The sequence below is a fragment of the Noviherbaspirillum sp. genome, from assembly GCF_035944575.1.
Lineage (GTDB): Bacteria > Pseudomonadota > Gammaproteobacteria > Burkholderiales > Burkholderiaceae_D > Noviherbaspirillum.
This window is the reverse complement of sequence record NZ_DASZBA010000135.1, coordinates 17,919-37,253: the sequence shown is the minus strand read 5'-3', so window position 1 is coordinate 37,253 and position 19,335 is coordinate 17,919. Positions and strand designations below refer to the sequence as shown.

Below are 19,335 nucleotides of genomic sequence, written 5' to 3'. Positions count from 1 at the left end.
CATGCTGTTGCGCGAGATCGCCCATTCACGGGCCGGCGACAAAGGCAATATTTCCAATATCTCGGTCATCGCCTTTGACCCGAAAGACTATCCGCTGCTGGAAAAGTACCTGACCGCCGAGCGCGTGAAAGCGCATTTCGCCCACATCGTCCAAGGCGACGTGCGGCGCTACACGCTACCGAAGATCGGCGCGCTGAACTTCGTGCTGCATAACGCATTGACCGGCGGCGTCACCCGATCGCTGGCGCTCGATGCGCATGGCAAGACATTGAGTTCAGCGATGCTGAGCATCGAGATTCCGGACACTGAGGCCGCTGGCATCCAGCGCTGACCGTCACACCATCGCACATATTGCCTGCCCATTCTTACCGCCCTACCCTTAGGAGACATCCAATGAATATTAAAAAATTGCCCCGCCTGATCCTGTCGGCCGTATTCCTGACCGCTGCCGCCGGCGCGTCGGCACAATCCCAATTCCCGGAAAAACCCATCCGCTTCGTCGTGCCATTCGCCTCCGGTACCGCCACCGACCAGCTTGCCCGCGCGCTTGGCCAGGCCGTGACGCAGGAGACCAAGCAGCAGGTCATCGTCGACAACAAGCCGGGCGGAAACGGCTTTATCGGCGCCAGCGAAGCGGCGCGCGGCGCACCGGACGGCTACACGGTGTTCATCACCACCAACACCACCCATGCGGCGGCGGAGCACCTGTACAAGAAGCTGCCCTACGACCCGGTAAAAGATTTCGCGCCGATCACCGGGCTCGGCAAGGGCGGGCAATTCATGGTGGTCAATACGCAATTTCCCGCCACGTCGGTGAAGGAGTTCATCGCCCTGGCGAAGAAAGATCCGGGCAAGCTCACCTTCGGCAGCGGCAGCTCGTCGAGCCGTATCGCGGGTGAACTGTTCCAGCAGCTAGCGGGCGTGGAACTGCTCCACGTTCCCTACAAGAGCAACACCTTCGCGATCACCGACCTGCTCGGTGGACAGATCCAAATGATGATCACCGATTCGGCAACAGGCATGCCGCACATCAAGAGCGGCAAGCTGCGCGCGCTCGGTTATTCCGCCAAGACCCGTTCCCCGCTCGCAGCGGACATTCCGACCATCGAAGAGGCCGGCGTGAAAGGGTATGACATCGGTTACTGGTTCGCCGCCTATGCACCGGCAAAAACGCCGCCGGCCATCGTCGCCCGCCTCAATGAGCTGCTTACCAAAGCGGCCAAGAGCCCGACCGCGAACAGCGCTTTCTACGCGAACAGCGGCACCGAGGTGTTCGTCACCTCGCCCGAGGAACTGGCAAAGTTCCAGAGCGCCGAATCGAAGAAGTGGGGAGAGATCATCCAGAAAGCCGGCATAGAAAAAGAATAAGCCAGCCGGCCAGGCGGAAAGGCGGTGTCGATTCCCCTTTGCCGGTCACGGCAGAGGGCGGGGATCGTGCGTCCTCTGCCGTTCACGTGCAAGAGCTTCATCGCAGAAATACCAACCCGGCAGTCCAACCATCCATTCACATCGTGCAGGAGACAACAGTGAACTCACGTCTTACCTACCTGACGGCAGCAGCGTTTGCCAGCGCCCTCGCCGGCTGCGGCTCCGGCGGCGGCGACACCGCCAATGCCAATCCGAATACCTCGCCCGCCACGGGCGCGCCCATCCAGACACTGACGATTTCCTCGACCCAGGACTTCGCCTCCGGCGCCAGCTTCGGCGCGGTCGGTCCCTACGAACAGGTGACCGGCACGATCACGGGTGAAGTCGACCCGAAGGATCCGAAGAACGCCATCATCCAGGACCTCTCGCTGGCGCCGGTCAACGCCCGCGGCATGGTCGAATACAGCGCCGATTTCACCATGCTCAAGCCGAAGGACATGAGCAAGTCCAACGGCGTACTGCGCTACGACGCGCCGAACCGCGGCAACATCCTCACCATGATCAACCCGACTGCATCGCCGAGCGACGCGGTCTACCTCGAGCGCGGCTATGTGGTGCTGTACTCGGCCTGGCAGGGCGATGTGCCGAAAAGCAGCCCGGCGCGGCTGACCGCCACCGTGCCCGTGGCGAAGAATCCTGACGGATCATCGATCACCGGTCCCTATCGCGCCGAACTCGTGCCGAGCGCCCCTGTGCCGGTGATGAGCCTGCCGGGCGGCGTCTTCAACGGCACCATGATTCCGTACGCGCCCGTATCGCTCGACACGGCGCAACCGGGCTTCTCGCTCACGCGCCGCGCCAACGAAACCGATCCGCGCACACCCATCCCGCCATCCGACTGGAAGTTCGCCAACTGCGACACCGCAGCCAATGCCTTCCCCGGCACGCCGGACCCGACCCGCATCTGCCTCAGGGGCGGATTCGATCCGAAATACCTGTATGAAGTGGTCTACGTCGCCAAGGACCCGCTCGTCATGGGCGTGGGGCTGGCGGCACTGCGCGATACCGTCACTTTCTTCAAGAGCAAGGCCGCCGACAACACCGGCCGTGCCAACCCGGTCGCAGGCCGCATCACGCACACCATCGGCCAGGGCACGTCGCAGTCCGGCAATGCCATGAAAACCTTCCTGCATCTGGGCTTCAACCAGGCGCTGGACGGCAGCAAGGTTTTCGACGGCATGTATGCGCACGTCGCCGCGCGCCAGACCAACGTCAACACCCGCTTCGCTGTGCCGGGCGGCGGCGGCGGATTGCGCACCGACCATACCGCGTTTGGCCAGACCGCCCCGAGGGCGCTCGACAAGGATTACATCGACAACCTCACCGGCCAGAAAGGCGGCGTGATGACGCGCTGCGCGGCGACCGATACCTGTCCGAAATTCTTCCTCGGCCTGTCCGGCACCGAGTTCTGGCAATTGCAAGGCTCGCCGGTGCTCACCGATGCCTATGGCTTCCGCGACCTGGCGCAACCGGAGAACGCGCGCATCTACTACTACTCCAGCACCCAGCACGGCGGTCCGGGCGGCACGGCCAGCATCAGCTACGCGCCCACCCGCGATGTCTATCCGCGCGGCACCGTGGCCCACTTCAACGACACCTTCCGGGCGCTGTTCCTAAACCTGGAAGACTGGGTCACGAAGAACACCCAGCCGCCGGCCAGCCAGGTGCCGAGGATCGCGGACGGCACATTGGTGCGCCCGGAAGACGTCCGGTTCCCGGTCATGAAGGGACTGACCTGGGCGGTGAACGGCACGCAGACGCCGGTCCCGGAATTCAATTACCTCGCCCGCTACAACGGCTATCCGCTGCTCGACTTCGGCCCGCAATACCGGCCGCAGGATGAATCCGGCATAGCCACCCAACTGCCGCCGTTCTATACCGGCAAGGACTACGCCATCCTGGTGCCGCAGGTCGATCCGTCGACCGGCCTGACCCGTGCCGGCATCCGGGGCGTGGAGGTGCAGGCGCCGCTCGGCACGAGCATCGAGTTCAACTATGTCGCCACGCCGGGCATCATCGATCTGTCCAATCTGGGCGGCTCGTACATTCCGTTCCACCGCACGGAAGCGGAACGCACCGCGGCGGGCGATACTCGTCCTTCGCTGGAGTCCCTGTACGGCAATCAGGCGGGATACGTGACCAGGGTGACGGAAGCGGCCAACAGCCTGGTGGCGCAGCGCTTCCTGCTGCAGAGGGATGCGGAGCGCATCATCCAGCAGGCGGCGGCGAATCCGGTATTGCCTTGAGGTTTGATGCATGACCACGAAAAGGGCGGGCGACCGCCCTTTTCGTTTTGGGCAGGTGAGATTGCCGTTGGATGTTCGATAGCGGCGCCGCCTTAAGTGCAGGGTATTGCAGCGCGTGGAACCGGCAGACGTATCGCTTGCGCGCACAACAACAGCCGGTGCCTGAGGAACCATGGACGGGTCTTATGCCACATACGAGGCTTGCAAGCGTGCCCCCTGTTGTCCGAATCCTTTGGCAGAAAACCTTTCCATGAACAACTTTTCATTGATACCAAGCGGTTACATCCTCAATTCCGATCCATCGGTGCAGGAAGCGCAAAGCCGCGTCGATTCGGTCACCGTCGATTCACTGCAACCTAACAGGTCAACGTCTGTTGTCCTGGCGTCGGCTGTGCAGCAAAGGTCGGTGGAAATGCCAAGCATGCAGGCCCGGCTCATGCGCCAACTGGAGGCAGGGCCGTCCAACCAGCCGCTACAGCAGCGTGTACCGCATCCAGCTGCGGCCGGCTCCTCCACCGTATCCGGTGCAGGGTTGAGTCACATCGATGTGGTGGATCAGCGTCTGCTTGCCGAATTGCGCCAAAAGGCCAATGTCAACCTGGACAATACGCCCCTGACCAAGGCCTATTGTTGTGATGTGCTGGAAGAACTGGCCAGATGGCTGCCGCAGCACACCATTTATTCCGGAGTGCATTCCCTAACGGATCTACTAGACTATGTCGACAACCATCCTGGTTTTGGCAAAATAGTTTCCTATCTGGAAGAAAATTTCATCAATAGCGGTAAGGCGCCGGTGCTGATGGGAAAGCCAGGCCCAGCTGGCCGCCCAGTGTATGTTGATCTTATTCCCATCATTGAAGCTTTGAATCTATCGCGCCGGGAACCGCATATCACGCTGCCGTCTGCCGCCATTTCACGCCAGGACGAGCAGCTGCTGCATTCCATTCATCGCGCTTTAGTAGGAGGAGGCATGAAAGATACAACGGCTTCTGTCTACATTGCGGCCTTAAAGCACTTCTGCATATGGCTTGAGCAGCAAAAGCTGGCCGGGGTGCAGATTCCACACGGGCTGGATAGCTTGGAAAAGGTGTTGGGCCATCACGACCCACAACTAGTGAAAGACGTGGTGGACGGCTTCAAGGCCCCCCCAGACACCACTAAACCAAGCGGATGCCATCATGCCCGTACCGCCATCAATAAGTTGCGGCAATTGAAGAGAATGCCCCCGCTCCCGCGCAAGGTCCGTGCGAGAGCGCAGCCGACGCTTCGGCAACCGGTTTCCGCTCGGGCCCAGCAGCCCGCCAACCTTGCGCCGCCGCACACCCCAAGCCTGGGTGGACCCGCCTTCGTGGCCGAAGCGACCGCCTTGCCGAGTACGGCATCCGCTGAAGCAGGAAGCAGCCGGTACGGCGTATGGCGTCCTGTGCCAGGGTCACAGGACGCCTCTCGTAACGTGCGGCCGCGCGTGGAGCCCGCTCAGTCCGAGCAGTCCGCCAACTTGGTGCAGCCGCACGGGTCCGGCATGGTTGAGCCGGACATCAGGGATGAAGAGCTCGCGTTCCTTGTCGAGCCGGCCACGACAGAGGATGAGTTCGACTTCTTCAACAACCTGTTCAAGTGAGAAAGAGGCAGGCAGTACGGCGCATGAGCTGCAAGGCCCCAACACCGGCACCCTGCTTCGGGTGCACAGAAAGCCGGTCATCATCGGTCCATAGGGCGACACCAGAAACACCAAGCCGCACACGTTCATGACGACGGTACCCCAGAACGCGGTGCGGAATGATCGCTTGCTTGATTTGTGGTGCAGCACCTGTTGGGCGACGATCGCGCCGGGCCATCCGCCCGCAAGCCCCAGCAGCAACAGCGTGCTTTCGGAGGTGCGCCAGGCGCCCGACGTGGCGGCGGATTTGTCCGCCGCATAGGCGAAGAATGTCACCGCGCTCGCCACGGCATACAGGCCGTCCACCCAGGCCGGAATGTGCCAGGCGATGGAGGCGGCAATGTACGCCGGCAGAAAGAGCGCAGCCACCGCATAGCTTCCGGTGCCGGAGCGCGAGTGCTCCACAGGCTTGCGCTGCGCCGCCCGGCCCGCCGTTCCGGCGGACGCGACGCGCACCGCCCTTTCCCGGCCGTCGTCGCTGGTGCCGATTCCATAACTAAGGCGTTGGCCGGCCTGCGGGCGCAGCCCGGCGCGACAGGCTTTGATATGGACGAACACGTCCTCTCCTCCCTGGTCCGGTTCGATGAATCCGAAGCCGCGCTCGTCGTTCCAGGTCTTTACCGTTCCGGTGAATCGCATGTGCGTCCTTGCCAAATGATGATCGGAGTCAGCGCAGTGCGCTGGGTGTCGCGCCGAATTCCCGCTTGATGAGCTTGCGCAATGCCGTGCCGTCCTGGTAGCCCACGCTGGCGGCGACGGCTTCGATCGACATCGAGGTGGTTTCGATCAGGTGGGATGCATGCAGCAACCGCCGCCGCTGGATGAACTTGATCGGCGGCAGTCCCGTTGCGGCGGCGATGCGCCGGGACAGCGTCTTCGGCGATACGGCCAGCGCGGACGACAGGGCCGTGACGCTGATCGGCGCAGCCAGATGGTCGTCGATCCATCGCTCGGCCGCAACCACCGTCGGGTCCATGTGCCGGATGTGAGTCGAGATCATGTAACGTGCCTGCGAGGCCCGGTGGTCGATCAGCATGTAGCGCGAACAGAGACGGGCAATGCCCGCGCCCATGATGTCGGCGACGATCGCCAGCGTCAGGTCCAACTGTGAAAATGCGGCGCCGGCGGTCGTGTACGGACCGTCGCTGACGATCATTTTCGTTTCTTCCAGCGCGACGTCCGGAAAGCGCGAACGGAACGCGGACGCGAGCCACCAGGTCGTCGTTGCGCGACGGCCATCCAGCATGCCGGCCTCGCCGAGCAGAAACACCGATGAACAGGAGGCGGCGATCCTGGCGCCGCCATCGCCGACCGCCTGCAATAGCCGCAGCGCCTCGGTCACATCCTTACGTGCGAAGCGGGCCGTGATGGCCGCATCGTCCACGAGACCGCAGCCGGGAATGACGACCCAATCCGGTTGGATGCCGGACGCCGGAATGTCCCGGAACAGGACATCCGCCTGCAATGCAAACCCGCCGCCGGTGCTGATGCGTCGCTTGTATCCGGCGGTCAAGACCCTGATCCTGTGCGGCTTGCCGGCCGCGGCGAGAAAGCCCAGCGCCGCATTCAGGGTATCGATGGTAATGGCAAGGCTGGACGCCATGACGCCGTCCAGGGCGAGGATCAGGATGGTTTTCATTTGTCTATTCTGGCATGAAACAAGTCATTTTCAACAATGGCAGACCAGCTCTTCCAAATGCACACTGGAGGCATTGCAAACGGGTTGCCCGACACCATCGCGGCAGCCGATCCAATGAAAGGAGATGTGGCGATGCTGAAGCGGAGTATGGATGAGGACGATCCTCTCGACGATTTCAATCCCAGGGAGATCACTCTCGATGGCGTGATGAAGATCGTGCATGTGAGCGGCACCGGGCCGGCGGTGATCGTCATGACCGAGATGCCCGGCATCAGTCCGCATGTCGCCCGCTTTGCCCGCTGGGTGCGCGACGCCGGCTTCACCGTGTACATGCCCTCGCTGTTCGGACGCGACGGCGCGGTGCCCGGTGCGGACGAAGGCAAGGCCGTCTTCCAGCGCGCCTGCATCAGCGCCGAATTCCGTGCCTTCGCCGGCAAAGGGTCGAGCCCGGTCACCAGGTGGCTGCGGTCGCTGGCGAGGCTGGCGCACGGCGAGTGCGGCGGCCCGGGCGTCGGCGCGATCGGCATGTGCTTCACCGGCAATTTCGCGCTCACGATGATGCTCGAAGCATCGGTGATTGCCCCGGTGCTGTCGCAACCCACGTTGCCGCTCGACGATCCGGCGGGAATCGAGATGGCACCCGAAGAACTTGCCGCGGTGCGGGAACGCCTGGAACGCGACGATTTGACCGTGATGGCATACCGCTTCGAGGGCGACCGCTTTTGCCGGGCACAGCGCTTCGCCACCTACCGCGAGGCGCTCGGCGATCGCTTCATCGGCCGCGTGCTTCCCGACAGCGCCGCCAACCGCGATACCCTTGCGCCGTTTTTCGAACACGTGGTGGCCAGCCCGCACAGCGTCGTCACCGCGCACCTGATCGATGAAGCCGGCCAGCCGACGATCGCCGCCCGCGACGAGATCCTGTCCTTCTTTACCCGGCGGCTCATCGCATGATGCCGCGAACGGGATTACGGCACCGCTGGTGAACGTGCAGGTAGAGTATCGCCCGTGCTGCTTACGTTATCGAGCGCAGCGGCAGGATCATGTACAAGGACTTCGGCGAAGGCCAGACGAAACGGAAAGCGCCACGCGCAAGCTGCCGAGCGGGCAGAAGCCGGGCATGCAGGTAACCGATGTAGGGCGGACACCCTGAAACCGGCCCGCCATCCATGAAAAACGGGCCGATGGACTTCCGTCCACCGGCCCGCCTCGGACCCACCCCTGGGTGTTACTGCTTAGCTGCCGATGCGGCCGCCGTCATTCTTGGTGATGACGATGGTCGCCGAACGCGGACGCGCCGTCGTCGCGCCGCCTGCGCCATAGCCGGCGTTCGCAGGCCAGTGGCTCAGATACTTGGTCGGGTCGGCGACGTTGGCGGCGGTGATGGTCTCGCCCGGATGCTGGATGTTGACGAACATCGCCTTGCCGTCCGGCGTCTCGGTGATGCCGGTGATTTCGCAATCGGCCGGGCCGACGAGGAAGCGCTTGAGCGTGTCGGCGGTTGCCGGCTTGCCGACCTGGGTGTTCACCGTTACCGCGCTGCCGTCGGCCCTGGTGTAGCTCAGGCTCTTTGCCGCGCCGTCGCCGACCTTGCCGGGAATCGCCGCCAGCATCATGCAGTTGGTGACATCGGTATAGGCGCCGTCGTCGGTCTGGATCCAGCACAGCCCGGTGTATGGGCTGAACCAGAGGCCGTCCGGGCTGGAGAAGTCCTGGTCGTTCGTGAGCGACGACAGGTTGACCTTTGCGGGATCGGCACCGGCTTCCGCGCCGAACAGGTAGACATCCCAACGGAAGGTCGTCGCGGCGCTTTCGCCGCCGGTCTCGGCGATACGGATGATGTGGCCGTTGACATTGCCGCTGCTGGTGGACGTACCCCGCTGGTCGGTATAGGCGCGCGGGTTGGCGGCGTCGAGGCCGAACTGGCTGCCGGTCGGTTCCACGCGACGGTTGCTGTTGTTCGTCAGCGTGTAATAGATCTCGCCGGTGGTCGGATGCACGGAGCACCATTCAGGGCGGTCCATGCGGGTCGCGCCCACGGCATCGGCCGCCAGGCGGGTGTTGATGATGACATCGGCCTGGTCGGCGAAGCGATAGTTCGCGTAGCCGGCGATCGCCGGATTGGCGATGTTCAGTTCGATCCACTGGCCGCTGCCGTCGGCATTGAACCGGGCGACATACAGCTTGCCCTGGTCGAGGTACTTGTCGCCGGTGGCGATGCGGTTCGGCGCGCTGGCATCGGCGGCGTTCCATGTCGCATTGGATACGAACTTGTACATGTACTCGCCCTGCGAATCGTCGCCCATGTAGACCGCCAGCGGCTTACCTGCCGTGAGCTTGCCGAAAGCCGCGCTCTCATGCGAGAAGCGGCCGAGGCTGGTGCGCTTCTTGATCGGCGCGTTCTTGTCGTACGGATCGATCTCCACGATGTAGCCGTAGGTGTTGATCTCGTTGCGGTAGTCGTCGCTGCCGTCGGCGGACGTGCCGGTCTTGCTGATATTCCAGCGTGCGTATTTGTCGTCGGTGCCGGTGGTTTCCCAGCCGTGGCGGCTGCTCGAATTTTCGGCGCGGCCGTAGCGGTTGAGCGCAGCGACGCTCTTGTCGTTGCGTGCCGCATTGTCGCCGGCGGCGCGCCTGAAGTAGCCGGCCCAGTTTTCTTCGCCGGTGGCCAGCGTGCCCCAGGGCGTGGTGCCCGTGCCGCAGTTATTGATCGTGCCGCGCGTGTCGGTGCCGGCGGTCGAGTACCTGGTTACCAGCAGGCCGTTGCCGCGTGCGACGCCGGCCATCTGGATCGGCGTCATCGGTGTCACGCGGCGGTTGAACGACGAATCCCTGACGTACGAAAAGGCGCCGTTGCTGCCCTTGCGTACTTCCACGACTGACACGCCATGCGCCGCGATTTCCTTGTCGCTCTGCACTGCCGGACGCGGGTTGGCGCTGGCGCCGTTGGGATGCAGGAAGTGCTGTGTCAGCGCTTCGTGATTCATTGCCAGCAGGCCGCGGGCCGAGCTGCTCGGGTCGGGCGTGCCGGTGGCGGACAAGCCGAAATATTCGATGCCGTCATGGTGGTCGCCGGCGCGGTTATCGAAATCGGTATCGGTGCCGTCATTCTTGTATGCCGGTGTGGCGGCGTTCAGCGGATCGCCCAGCGCATACAGGACCGTTGCGGTGTAGCCGGCGGGTACGGCGACTACGTCAGCCAGGCTTTTCGGCACGGCCTGGAAAGCCAGCAGTTTTTCAGTCGGCGTTGTCGGCGCCGGTGCCGCCGTGGCCGTATCGTCGCTACCGCCGCATGCCGACAGGCCCAGCGAGCCGAGCAACGCGCCTGCCGCGGAAGCTACGCCGCCGCGCAGCAAGCTGCGGCGGCTCAGGCGCGCATCGAGCACGGCGCTGAAATGGTCGTTATGCGAATTGTTGGAACCAATGTCATCGTCGTCGAGCACGACGCGGGACAGATCGGTAGGCTTGTTCATCGGTGGATTTCCTATGACGTTGGGAGGGAATGGAACGGGGGCGATTCTAGACATCCACCGTTACACCAACGTGACAGGTTCATGACCGTATCGTGACAAGCTCCCATGACGGCAGACCAAACAACGACTGCCTTCCGTGGCAGCCGGCGTCGCACCGGCCGACGATTACGCCCCCGACTTGGATGACAGGAGCTGCCCGGCCCTGCCGAACGCTTCCCGCGTCGCGCCGCTCATGTGTCCGCGCAGCCAGGTATGCGCCGGATTGCGCGTATCGCGTTCGTGCCACAGCATGTCGACGTGCACATTGGGCAGGTTGAAAGGCAATTCTTTGGCAATGAGTTCGCCGGTGATACCGGTCGATGCGATAAGGTGGCGCGGCAATGTCGTGATCAGGTCGGAACTCGCCACCACTCTGCCGCCGGTGAAGAACTGGTTGACCGTCAGCAGGATGCGGCGCTCGCGGTTCAACTGCGCCAGCGCTTCGTCGACCAGCCCGTGCGCGCGGCCCGAAAAGCTCACCAGCAGATGGTTGGCGGCGCAGTAGGCGTCGAGCGTCAGCTCGCCGTTCGCCAGAGGATGATTCTTGCGCATCACGCATACATACCGGCCGGAATACAGCTGCTGATGGCGGATCGGCGACACCGATGCGCCGCCGCTGGCGATCTGCGACACCACGCCGGGGAAAAATCCGATAGCCAGATCGATGTCCCCGCGCAGCAGCATCGGCCGCGGCTCGCGCGTGGTCAGCGGCACCATCCGCACCAGGATGCCGGGCGCCTCGGTTTCGATCTTGCGTACCAGCGACGGCAGCCAGAGCGCCGCTGTCGCATCGGCCATTGCCATGCGGAAGGTGTTTTGGGCGCGAGACGGATCGAAGCTCTGGTCGGGGGCGATGGCTTCTTCCAGTTCACCCAATGCGCGGCGTACCGCCGGCCATAAGGTTTCCGCGCGCGGCGTCGGCTTCACGCCATGGGCGGTACGGATCAGCAATTCGTCGCCCAATGCATCCCGCAGCCGGCGCAGTGCATTCGATACCGCCGGTTGCGTCATCGCGAGCCGGCTGGCGGCGCGCGTCAGGTTCTGTTCCGTCATTACCGCATCGAACACGCGAAGCAGGTTCAAATCCAGCGTCAAAAAACTCATGTCTCTTCCATTCAGTATGTGCAGTAATTCGCCCGGCATTTCCACGCCAGTTATTCATGCAGATTATAGTAGATATCGAAAATCGAAATTGGATTAATAACTGGGGTAGTTCTACACTGCAATACACACAAAGAGAATGTCATTCAAGAGAAATTGTTATGTCTATACTGACTATTGCTTTCCCGGTACAAGCCGTGCTCCCTAACGTACAACTCATCGCCGGCGCAATCGCGCCCCTGGCCCGCCTGCTGATCGGTCTCGGCGCGCTGATCGCCCTGTTCATGGTTTTCAAGCCGCTGATGCTCGGCTTGTTGCGCGCCGCGCTGCTGGTGGTCAATCCTCGCCTGTCGCTGGAAGAGCGCCGTTCCCGCCGTACGCTGCGCAGCATGCTGCTGGTGAATCGCCTCGCGCAGGATGTCGAATCGAGCCAGCCCGGTCTTGCCGCCGAATTGCGCCAGCTGGCCGCACAAGGCTGAGGCGACAGCATAATCGATAACGCATCATTGTCATGAACCACTCAATCACCACCAACGCCTCCGTCACCAATGCTTCCCGCAGCACGGCGAGCCGGGCAATAGAGAGACTGCGGCGCTCGCGCAGCCTGGCGTCGATGCTGCCGTCGCTGTTGTTTACCGGCGCCCTCACCCTCATCATGACCGCCGTCATGCAACTGGTATGGGAAGGACTGACAGCGGATTTCTTCAGCGTCTGGATGACTACCTGGCTGACGGCATGGCCGATCGCTTTTCCGGTCGCCTACCTGATCGGTCCGGCGACAAGCCGCTTCGCGGCGCGCATCACCGCTCCGGCGCGGACCCGGAAACCGCAGGTACGCCAACCGGTCGGCTTGTGGTTCGACGATATTGCCGATGCATCCGCACGCGCGACGGCGAAGAACGGATTGCGTGCAAATCACCGCTTGCGGGACCCTTTCCATTAAAGATCCCGTCACCCCTTGTCTCCTCCGTCCTGCAACAGGATGGATTTACGCCCCGCACCGGCTCAGGCCATGCGGGGCTTTTTTCCATGGCGCTTGGGATAGAATCAATCCACACAGGCCGCCGTATCGCATCGCCGCACGGCCCATCTCGCGCGATGCCACCAAGAAACGATTTTCATGAACGAATACCCCGAAATCAAACCAGGCCAGTCGATCGAGCTGCTCAAGGCGCTGCACATCCTGACGCGCGACGGCAAGATGAACCAGGACAGCCGTCGCAAGCTCAAGCAGGTGTATCACCTCTATCAGTTCATCGAGCCGCTGCTACAGGATATCCAGGCTGCCGGCAAGGACATACGTCTGGTCGACCATGGCGCCGGCAAATCCTATCTGGGATTCATCCTGTATGACCTGTTCTTCAAGACGCTGAACGATCAATCGCATATCTACGGCATCGAAACCCGTGATGAACTGGTGCGCAAATCGCAGGAACTGGCGAAGCAGCTGAAGTTTCCCGGCATGTCCTTCCTCAACCTGTCGGTGGCGGAATCGATCGAGTCCAACCTGCTGCCGCCGAAGGTCGATATCGTGACTGCCCTGCACGCCTGCAATACCGCGACGGACGATGCGATCCGCTTCGCCCTCGCCAAGGCAGCGAAATACATCGTGCTGGTACCTTGTTGCCAGGCGGAAGTGGCGACTGTGCTGAAGAAAAACAAGGGAAAGGCGATCGGCCGTGATGCCTTGACCGAGATCTGGCGCCATCCGCTGCATACCCGTGAATTCGGCAGCCAGGTCACCAATGTGTTGCGCTGCCTGCAACTGGAAGCGCACGGCTATCAGGTCAGCGTCACCGAGCTGGTGGGCTGGGAACATTCGATGAAAAACGAATTGATCATCGCCAGCTACAAGAACCTGCCCCGTAATCGTCCGAGCGAACGCCTGCGCGAGGTGTTGCATACGCTGGGTCTGGAAGAGATGGAACATCGTTTCTTTGCCCCGGCCGATTAGCCGCATCACGCCATATCGGCTCGCCTGCTGCGTCAATGTGGCATGATGTGGAAACAGTCCAGCATTTCACCACTCCAAGCAGAGTAGTGAGCGACATGTTGCATCCAACGCACATCACGCGCCGGAGCAGTTGCCGGTCCGCCTTTATCGAACTTAACCAGGAGCCCTCATGGCAAAACCGAATTACGCGTTCGAGAAGCGTCAGAAAGAAATCGCCAAGAAGCAGAAAAAGCAGGAAAAGCAACTGCAGAAGGCCGCAAGGACCGAACAACCGGAGCCGGAATCGGTAGCGGCAGACGGGGTCCGCGCCGCACCGCAGCCGGAGTCACAGACTTAAAAGGAGTCAACATCATGAGCAAAAGCCAGGACGCAAAGAAAACAGTCAAGAAGGAACCGGTAAAAACGGCCAAGGAAAAGAAAGCCGCAAAGAAAGTGAAGAAGGAAGAAAAAAAGCGGCAGCAGTAAAGTGGATCGCCGGTCACAAACCCTGCAGCAATAACTGCGTATCTACCACCCTGGCCGGGCCGCGTACCGGCTTGCCTTTTTCGATGAACCAGCGCTGCACCACGAACGGCGCGAACAGGGTTTCCTCCCGGATCGCGAACTGGAAAATCGCGTCCCAGTCGCTGTCATGCGGCATCACCCACGCCACCTGTCTGCCGACATCATTCCTGATACCGGCATGGCGCAGGTTTTTGCGAATTCGCTCCGCCCGCTGTTCCCGGTCTTCCGCATACAGGCCATTGACATCCGGCGCCGGCAGCACCGCCGGTACCCGGCGTTGGATCAGCGAAGCAGCCCCGGTCTTGAAGCGGGCGAACGGCCCGATCAGGGTCTGGGTGACAAACTGCAACTCGGCGCCGTTCAGCGGTTCGTCAAGGTAATAACAGGATAGGGCGAAAGTCATCGTTCGGGTATGCCGGTAAGGATGGTGCTTTCCAGTTCGGGACAGGCTATTCCAGCAGCAGCCCGGCGGTCTCGGCGGCAATATCCGCGCCCAGCGCCACGCCCATGCCGTTGCAGCCGAAACCAAGAACGATCCGCTCCGCAATGCGGCGCACGATCGGTTGCTTGCTTGTGCTGAAACCCATGATGCCTGCCCAACGATGGGTAATGCAAGCATTGCGGCCCGGCAGTATGACTTCGTGCAACAACTGTTCGAGCGCGGACTGGATTGCCGTGGTGGGCATGAGTTCGCTGGTCGTCTCGCCGGCGAAGTCGAGATGGCGGCCGCCTCCGAGCAATACCCGGTCACCGACGTTGCGGAAGTAATAGAAGCCCTGTTCAACATGATGCGCGCCGCGCCATGGCAGTCCGGGCACTGCTTCCGTCAGCAACACCTGGCCGCGGCCGGGCACGATGCCGCTGTCCGGCAGCAGATCGGCGGCCAGCGCATTGGTGCATACCGCCACCCGCCCCGCTTCAAACACCATGCCGGAACGGGTACGAATGCGCACCAGGTCGCGGTCCGGCTCCAGATTGTCGACGTTGATGCCGGTATGGATCTCGATGCCTTGCTCGCCGGCGAGTTTCGCCAAGGTGCGCATCATCTTGCCGGCGTGCAGCTGGCCCTCGAACGGATTCCGGATCAATGCCTTTGCCCGCGGGCCGAAACCGCCGGCTTTCAATCCGCCCTCGTCTACCGTAAAAACATCGGCATCGAACAGGGGATGCAAGGCATGGTTAACTTCATCGAGCCGCTCAAGCGCGGCAAGACCGGAGTCCATCAGGAGTTCGAAACCACCGGCATGCTCGAACCCGATCGTGTCGTCGCCGAGCCGCCGCCGCATCCGCACGAGGCCGTCACGCCGGCGTTGCACAAGGGACAGCGTTGCGTCCAGGCCAATGGCATCGATATCGTGAATGATTTCGGTGATGCTGCCGAAACAGGCGAAACCGGCATTGCGGCTCGATGCGCCGGAAGGCAGGAGGCCCCGCTCCAGCACCTTGATGGTGTCGTTCGGGCGGCGGGCCTGGTATTCGAGCGCGGTCTGCAAGCCGATCAGGCCGCCGCCGATCACGATCAGGTCGGCGGCAAGCATGGCATCCTGTTCCCAAAAACTCAGCATTGCGCCTCATTCTCATGACAGTGCCGCTCTCCTGCGGCTGGTGTTGGTCGCTACGAATTATTTCCTGCTGGGCCTGTTCTTGTCCCAGATCGCAAACAGGATCAGCGCATAGGACAGCAGACGTACCAGATAATATTCCGGTACATCCTCGGAAGACATCGAATTCGGAACCAAAAATACGCGGTTCAGGGCTTCGATCAGGAAGGAGAGCGCAAAGAAAAGAAAGAAGCGGTCGTGCGTGCTTCGCCAGAATCGCAGGAAGAACAGCGCGGCCACCATGGAGGCCATCGCGATCGCGCCAAGGAGAATATCGTTCATACGCTCATTCCTCTTCCCAAATCAATCCATACAGCAGCGGCAGCAGCGCCACCAGCGCGGCCACCAGCCGCCAGGTGGACAAATCCACGGTGGTAGGAAATACGATCCTGTCGAAAATCAGGAGAATGTTGTTGATGGACAAGCCGGCGAAACACAAGCCGCTCCAGAACAGCAGCCGGTAACCGGTTTTCTTGTAGGTGCTCAGCAGCAGCCAAGTGCAGGTCATTGCGGTCAATGCGCACAATCCGTAGATGATAGATGCCATGTCAGGAATCCTTTCGCAATTTGAATGCATCGGCGAATTGCTGCGCCTTCTTGCTGGTTTTCGAATGGATAAGATGGGTGACTTCAACGAGGTGCCTGGCATAGGTATCGGCGAGTTCGTCAATGATCTGCCGCAACTCTTCGGTAGCCGGCTGATACCGATAGGACCGGAACTCGTCGTCGACGACAGCAAGAACGCCAGCGGCATTCAGCTCTTCGAGCACTGCCTCGGCTGCCTTCTCGGGCATGTATAGACGCTGTGCGACCTTCTTGCCATCCCACCATTGGGCAGGCGCGCTACGCAGCAGCAGCATGGCTTCGAGGTATGGCACGCTGTTGATGCTGGTCAGGATAAAGCGCCTTATCGTGTCGGGAATGAGGTCCCGATACATAGATTTCCCCTGAACAAATGTAATCGAACAGGGCATCTTACTGAGCGGCTCCTTTACTGTCCAGTCGGCAATCCTGTAAGACACATTTTCCGCAAGGAATCTTAATCTGCGTCATGTCTCGTGCATGTCGTGTACAAGACAATAGCCAATCTGGTATTGCGAATAAAACCAAAGTCGGGGACAGGGGTCCAATTTCCACTCAAAACCAGAAGAGATCCGATTGTGGACAAGCACAACCCCACCGGGCGGCCTCCCCGGCCAGCAGCACGCCCGCGCCGTTTCAAGCGCTATTTCCTAATTACCTTTACCGGCATGCTGTTGCTGACGATCGCCGCCCTCACCGCGATCGGTTTTTATATTGCCTCCGTCGTACCGAAAACCCCCAGTGTCGAAGACCTGCTCGATGCCCGTATCGCGGAGCCCAGCGTGCTGTACTCCGCCAACGGCACGCAATTGGCGGTATTCAGCCAGGGCTATCAGGAAAGGGTAGCGCTGTCGCAGGTGTCGCCGCATGTCGTGGACGCATTGGTCGCAACGGAAGACCATCGCTTCTACGAACACCAGGGCATCGACCCGCAACGGATCGTCTCCGCGGTCATTCATACGCTTGGCGGCGACGCGCAAGGCGGTTCCACCATCACCCAGCAATTGGTGCGCAATATGTTCCCGGAAGAGATCGGCCGTTCGCGCACCATTGAGCGCAAGCTCAAGGAAATCATCACCGCGCTCAAGATCGAGCGCGCCTACACCAAGGATGAAATCCTCGAAACCTATCTCAACACCGTCCCGTTCCTGTACAGCGTGCTTGGCATCGAAATGGCGGCGCGCACCTATTACGATAAATCCGCCGCCGAACTCGATGTGCTGGAAAGCGCAACGCTGATCGGCATGCTCAAGGGCACCAGCTACTACAACCCGATCCTCAATCCGGAACGCGCGCAGAAGCGGCGCAACGTCGTGCTGGCACAGATGGTGAAACGGGGTTTGCTGGAACAGGAGGAGTTCGAGACGCTGCGCAATGAGCCGCTGCACGTACAGTTGCACCGCCAGCCCGACCCGCTCGGATCGGCGCCGCACTTTGCCGCTCATGTGCGCAAGTGGCTGATCGAATGGGCCGACAAGAATGACTACAACATCTACGCCGACGGCCTGATGGTTCACAGTACGCTCGACGACCAGCTGCAGCAGGCGGCCACCGAAGCGGTCGAGCGGCAGGCCCAGGTGCTGCAACAGATTGCCGATGTGGAGTGGGGCCGGAGTTCGCCGAGGGTTGCGTCCCATTCGGCAAAGGCCTATGCCGCATTGCGCCAGAAAGTCGAGCCGTTCAGCCATTTCTGGGTCGAGCGCCCCGACCTGCTCGACGCGTTCATCCGCGAAAGCGCCGAATACCGCAAAGCAGTCGCGGGCGGCCAGAAAGATAAGGAGGCACTCGCGAAGCTGAAGGAAAACAAGGATTTCATGGATAGGCTGCGTGCCGTCAAGACCAGGCTGGAAGCCGGCTTCGTCGCCATGGACCCGGGCAGCGGCGAAGTCAAGGCATGGGTTGGCAGCCGCAATTTCGAGACCGACCAATTCGACCACGTGGCGCAGGCGGCACGTCAGCCGGGGTCCACCTTCAAACCATTTGTGTACGGTGCCGCGCTTGAAGCAGGCATGGTCCCGGAACGCATGTACTTCGACGGCAAGGTGGAGATCCGCTCCACGGATGGCAGCGTGTGGCGTCCGACCGACATGTCCGGTCCGAGCGAACGCATGATGACGATCCGCGAAGGCCTGATACTGTCGAAGAACACCATCACCGCGCAGCTGATGCAGGATGTCGGGCTGGACAACATCGCGGCGCTCGCCCGCGCTTCCGGCGTCAACCGCAGCAATCTCCATAAGGTTCCGTCCCTGGCGCTCGGCACCAGTCCGGTGACCCTGCTCGAAATGGTGTCCGCGTATTCGACCATCGCACAGGTGGGTCAATACCATGAGCCGCTGTTCATCCGGCGCATCACTGACCGGTCCGGCCGCGTGCTGGCGGAGTTCGTGCCGGAAGGAAAGCCTGCCATGTCGGAGGAAACCGCCACCGAGTTGATCGACATGATGCGCGGCGTGGTCAGGCAGGGTACGGGACAAGCGGTGAAGACGAACTTCGGCGTCGTCGGCGATCTCGCAGGCAAGACCGGCACGACCCAGAACAATACCGACGGCTGGTTCATCCTGATGCATCCCGACCTGGTGGCCGGCGCCTGGGTCGGCTTCAACGATTCGCGGGTGACGATGCGCAGCGATTATTGGGGGCAGGGCGGGCACAATGCGATCCTGCTGGTCGGCGATTTTTTCCGCGGCATGATGAAGTCGAAGCTGATCGATGCCAAGGCAAAATTCCCAAGCCCGAACCGGCCGCAGCCGTTGATGGTGCATACGCCGGCGGAAGAGTGGCTGAACGAGATCACGCAGGGTGAACAGGTGCCCTCCGGTTACGGGGTGATCAACCGCAACGGTGAAACGGTAGTGATCGGACCGGATGGCGTGGTGCAGGGAAGCGTGCAGCCTGAACGGCAGGCCGGCGTGTTGCCGCCGCTGATCACCGTGGACGAGTCCGGCCGCATGACGGGCAACCTGAACCGGGAGCCCGTGCCGGACGTCTCGGCCGGCATCAGCAGCGGCGGTAGCAATGGCGGCGGCGGCAACTCCGGCGGGCCGGAGGACAGTGCATCATCGTCCGGAAGAATGCCGAGCCAGGCCGATATCAACGTGTGGTGAT

The 19,335-nt window shown here is 61.8% G+C and carries 18 protein-coding genes; 9 read left to right on the top strand and 9 right to left on the bottom strand.

Annotated elements, in window-relative coordinates; genetic code table 11:
* Position 1 precedes the first annotated feature (1 nt).
* The 3 genes from VGU61_RS09310 (at position 2) to VGU61_RS09300 (ending at position 3,674) form a co-directional block, all read left to right on the top strand.
* Positions 2–331: an AtuA-related protein gene (locus VGU61_RS09310; RefSeq protein ID WP_326858838.1), complete on the top strand. Its 330-nt coding sequence runs from the start codon at positions 2–4 to the stop codon at positions 329–331.
* A 62-nt stretch (positions 332–393) separates the two neighbouring features.
* Positions 394–1,368, top strand: coding sequence for a tripartite tricarboxylate transporter substrate binding protein (locus tag VGU61_RS09305; protein ID WP_326858837.1), 975 nt, complete (start codon positions 394–396; stop codon positions 1,366–1,368).
* A gap of 158 nt (positions 1,369–1,526) precedes the next feature.
* Complete coding sequence (locus VGU61_RS09300; RefSeq protein WP_326858836.1) at positions 1,527–3,674, top strand: alpha/beta hydrolase domain-containing protein; 2,148 nt, start codon at positions 1,527–1,529, stop codon at positions 3,672–3,674.
* A gap of 1,432 nt (positions 3,675–5,106) precedes the next feature.
* On the opposite strand, the gene VGU61_RS09295 is transcribed toward VGU61_RS09300, so the two are convergent.
* A complete protein-coding gene (locus VGU61_RS09295) occupies positions 5,107–5,973 on the bottom strand; it encodes a cold shock and DUF1294 domain-containing protein (protein WP_326858835.1) in 867 nt (288 codons plus the stop codon).
* Positions 5,974–6,001: 28 nt separating this feature from the next.
* Positions 6,002–6,973 (bottom strand): GlxA family transcriptional regulator, encoded by a 972-nt coding sequence (locus VGU61_RS09290; protein WP_326858834.1) that lies wholly within the window; start codon positions 6,971–6,973, stop codon positions 6,002–6,004.
* A 132-nt stretch (positions 6,974–7,105) separates the two neighbouring features.
* Here VGU61_RS09290 and VGU61_RS09285 point away from each other — a divergent pair, with 132 nt between their 5' ends.
* The gene (locus tag VGU61_RS09285; protein WP_326858833.1) at positions 7,106–7,927 is read left to right on the top strand and encodes a dienelactone hydrolase family protein; all 822 of its coding nucleotides are present in this window, start codon (positions 7,106–7,108) and stop codon (positions 7,925–7,927) included.
* Positions 7,928–8,208: 281 nt separating this feature from the next.
* Here VGU61_RS09285 and VGU61_RS09280 read toward each other — a convergent pair whose 3' ends face one another.
* The gene (locus VGU61_RS09280; RefSeq protein WP_326858832.1) at positions 8,209–10,446 is read right to left on the bottom strand and encodes a PhoX family phosphatase; all 2,238 of its coding nucleotides are present in this window, start codon (positions 10,444–10,446) and stop codon (positions 8,209–8,211) included.
* A gap of 165 nt (positions 10,447–10,611) precedes the next feature.
* Positions 10,612–11,589 (bottom strand): LysR family transcriptional regulator, encoded by a 978-nt coding sequence (locus VGU61_RS09275; protein ID WP_326858831.1) that lies wholly within the window; start codon positions 11,587–11,589, stop codon positions 10,612–10,614.
* A 158-nt stretch (positions 11,590–11,747) separates the two neighbouring features.
* Between VGU61_RS09275 and VGU61_RS09270 the strand changes: the two genes are divergently transcribed.
* From VGU61_RS09270 to VGU61_RS09255, 4 genes are all read left to right on the top strand, one after another.
* Positions 11,748–12,065: a hypothetical protein gene (locus VGU61_RS09270; protein WP_326858830.1), complete on the top strand. Its 318-nt coding sequence runs from the start codon at positions 11,748–11,750 to the stop codon at positions 12,063–12,065.
* A gap of 32 nt (positions 12,066–12,097) precedes the next feature.
* Positions 12,098–12,529, top strand: coding sequence for a DUF2798 domain-containing protein (locus VGU61_RS09265; RefSeq protein ID WP_326858829.1), 432 nt, complete (start codon positions 12,098–12,100; stop codon positions 12,527–12,529).
* 177 nt (positions 12,530–12,706) lie between these two features.
* Positions 12,707–13,540, top strand: coding sequence for an SAM-dependent methyltransferase (locus VGU61_RS09260; protein ID WP_326858828.1), 834 nt, complete (start codon positions 12,707–12,709; stop codon positions 13,538–13,540).
* A 169-nt stretch (positions 13,541–13,709) separates the two neighbouring features.
* On the top strand, positions 13,710–13,877 hold the full coding sequence (locus tag VGU61_RS09255) for a hypothetical protein (RefSeq protein ID WP_326858827.1): 168 nt from the start codon (positions 13,710–13,712) through the stop codon (positions 13,875–13,877).
* 141 nt (positions 13,878–14,018) lie between these two features.
* Here VGU61_RS09255 and VGU61_RS09250 read toward each other — a convergent pair whose 3' ends face one another.
* Genes VGU61_RS09250 through VGU61_RS09230 form a run of 5 tightly spaced genes read right to left on the bottom strand, consistent with a single transcriptional unit; the run spans position 14,019 to position 16,583 of the window.
* Positions 14,019–14,447, bottom strand: a complete 429-nt coding sequence (locus VGU61_RS09250; protein ID WP_326858826.1) for a hypothetical protein — start codon at positions 14,445–14,447, stop codon at positions 14,019–14,021.
* Positions 14,448–14,493: 46 nt separating this feature from the next.
* Positions 14,494–15,609, bottom strand: coding sequence for an FAD-dependent oxidoreductase (locus tag VGU61_RS09245; RefSeq protein WP_326858825.1), 1,116 nt, complete (start codon positions 15,607–15,609; stop codon positions 14,494–14,496).
* A 57-nt stretch (positions 15,610–15,666) separates the two neighbouring features.
* A complete protein-coding gene (locus VGU61_RS09240) occupies positions 15,667–15,927 on the bottom strand; it encodes a DUF5985 family protein (protein WP_326858824.1) in 261 nt (86 codons plus the stop codon).
* A gap of 4 nt (positions 15,928–15,931) precedes the next feature.
* Positions 15,932–16,192, bottom strand: a complete 261-nt coding sequence (locus VGU61_RS09235) for a DUF5985 family protein (RefSeq protein ID WP_326858823.1) — start codon at positions 16,190–16,192, stop codon at positions 15,932–15,934.
* Position 16,193: 1 nt separating this feature from the next.
* A complete protein-coding gene (locus VGU61_RS09230) occupies positions 16,194–16,583 on the bottom strand; it encodes a hypothetical protein (RefSeq protein WP_326858822.1) in 390 nt (129 codons plus the stop codon).
* A 222-nt stretch (positions 16,584–16,805) separates the two neighbouring features.
* Between VGU61_RS09230 and VGU61_RS09225 the strand changes: the two genes are divergently transcribed.
* A complete protein-coding gene (locus VGU61_RS09225; protein WP_326858821.1) occupies positions 16,806–19,334 on the top strand; it encodes a PBP1A family penicillin-binding protein in 2,529 nt (842 codons plus the stop codon).
* The last annotated feature ends 1 nt before the right edge of the window (position 19,335 follow it).

Bases quoted from the DNA above. Each gene is read 5' to 3' on its own strand.
- VGU61_RS09295 (WP_326858835.1), bottom strand. From the start codon at position 5,973: ATGCGATTCACCGGAACGGTAAAGACCTGGAACGACGAGCGCGGCTTC.
- VGU61_RS09305 (WP_326858837.1), top strand. From the start codon at position 394: ATGAATATTAAAAAATTGCCCCGCCTGATCCTGTCGGCCGTATTCCTG.
- VGU61_RS09230 (WP_326858822.1), bottom strand. From the start codon at position 16,583: ATGTATCGGGACCTCATTCCCGACACGATAAGGCGCTTTATCCTGACC.
- VGU61_RS09270 (WP_326858830.1), top strand. From the start codon at position 11,748: ATGTCTATACTGACTATTGCTTTCCCGGTACAAGCCGTGCTCCCTAAC.
- VGU61_RS09280 (WP_326858832.1), bottom strand. From the start codon at position 10,446: ATGAACAAGCCTACCGATCTGTCCCGCGTCGTGCTCGACGACGATGAC.
- VGU61_RS09275 (WP_326858831.1), bottom strand. From the start codon at position 11,589: ATGAGTTTTTTGACGCTGGATTTGAACCTGCTTCGCGTGTTCGATGCG.
- VGU61_RS09250 (WP_326858826.1), bottom strand. From the start codon at position 14,447: ATGACTTTCGCCCTATCCTGTTATTACCTTGACGAACCGCTGAACGGC.
- VGU61_RS09285 (WP_326858833.1), top strand. From the start codon at position 7,106: ATGCTGAAGCGGAGTATGGATGAGGACGATCCTCTCGACGATTTCAAT.
- VGU61_RS09265 (WP_326858829.1), top strand. From the start codon at position 12,098: ATGAACCACTCAATCACCACCAACGCCTCCGTCACCAATGCTTCCCGC.
- VGU61_RS09290 (WP_326858834.1), bottom strand. From the start codon at position 6,973: ATGAAAACCATCCTGATCCTCGCCCTGGACGGCGTCATGGCGTCCAGC.
- VGU61_RS09245 (WP_326858825.1), bottom strand. From the start codon at position 15,609: ATGCTGAGTTTTTGGGAACAGGATGCCATGCTTGCCGCCGACCTGATC.
- VGU61_RS09310 (WP_326858838.1), top strand. From the start codon at position 2: ATGCTGTTGCGCGAGATCGCCCATTCACGGGCCGGCGACAAAGGCAAT.
- VGU61_RS09260 (WP_326858828.1), top strand. From the start codon at position 12,707: ATGAACGAATACCCCGAAATCAAACCAGGCCAGTCGATCGAGCTGCTC.
- VGU61_RS09240 (WP_326858824.1), bottom strand. From the start codon at position 15,927: ATGAACGATATTCTCCTTGGCGCGATCGCGATGGCCTCCATGGTGGCC.
- VGU61_RS09255 (WP_326858827.1), top strand. From the start codon at position 13,710: ATGGCAAAACCGAATTACGCGTTCGAGAAGCGTCAGAAAGAAATCGCC.
- VGU61_RS09235 (WP_326858823.1), bottom strand. From the start codon at position 16,192: ATGGCATCTATCATCTACGGATTGTGCGCATTGACCGCAATGACCTGC.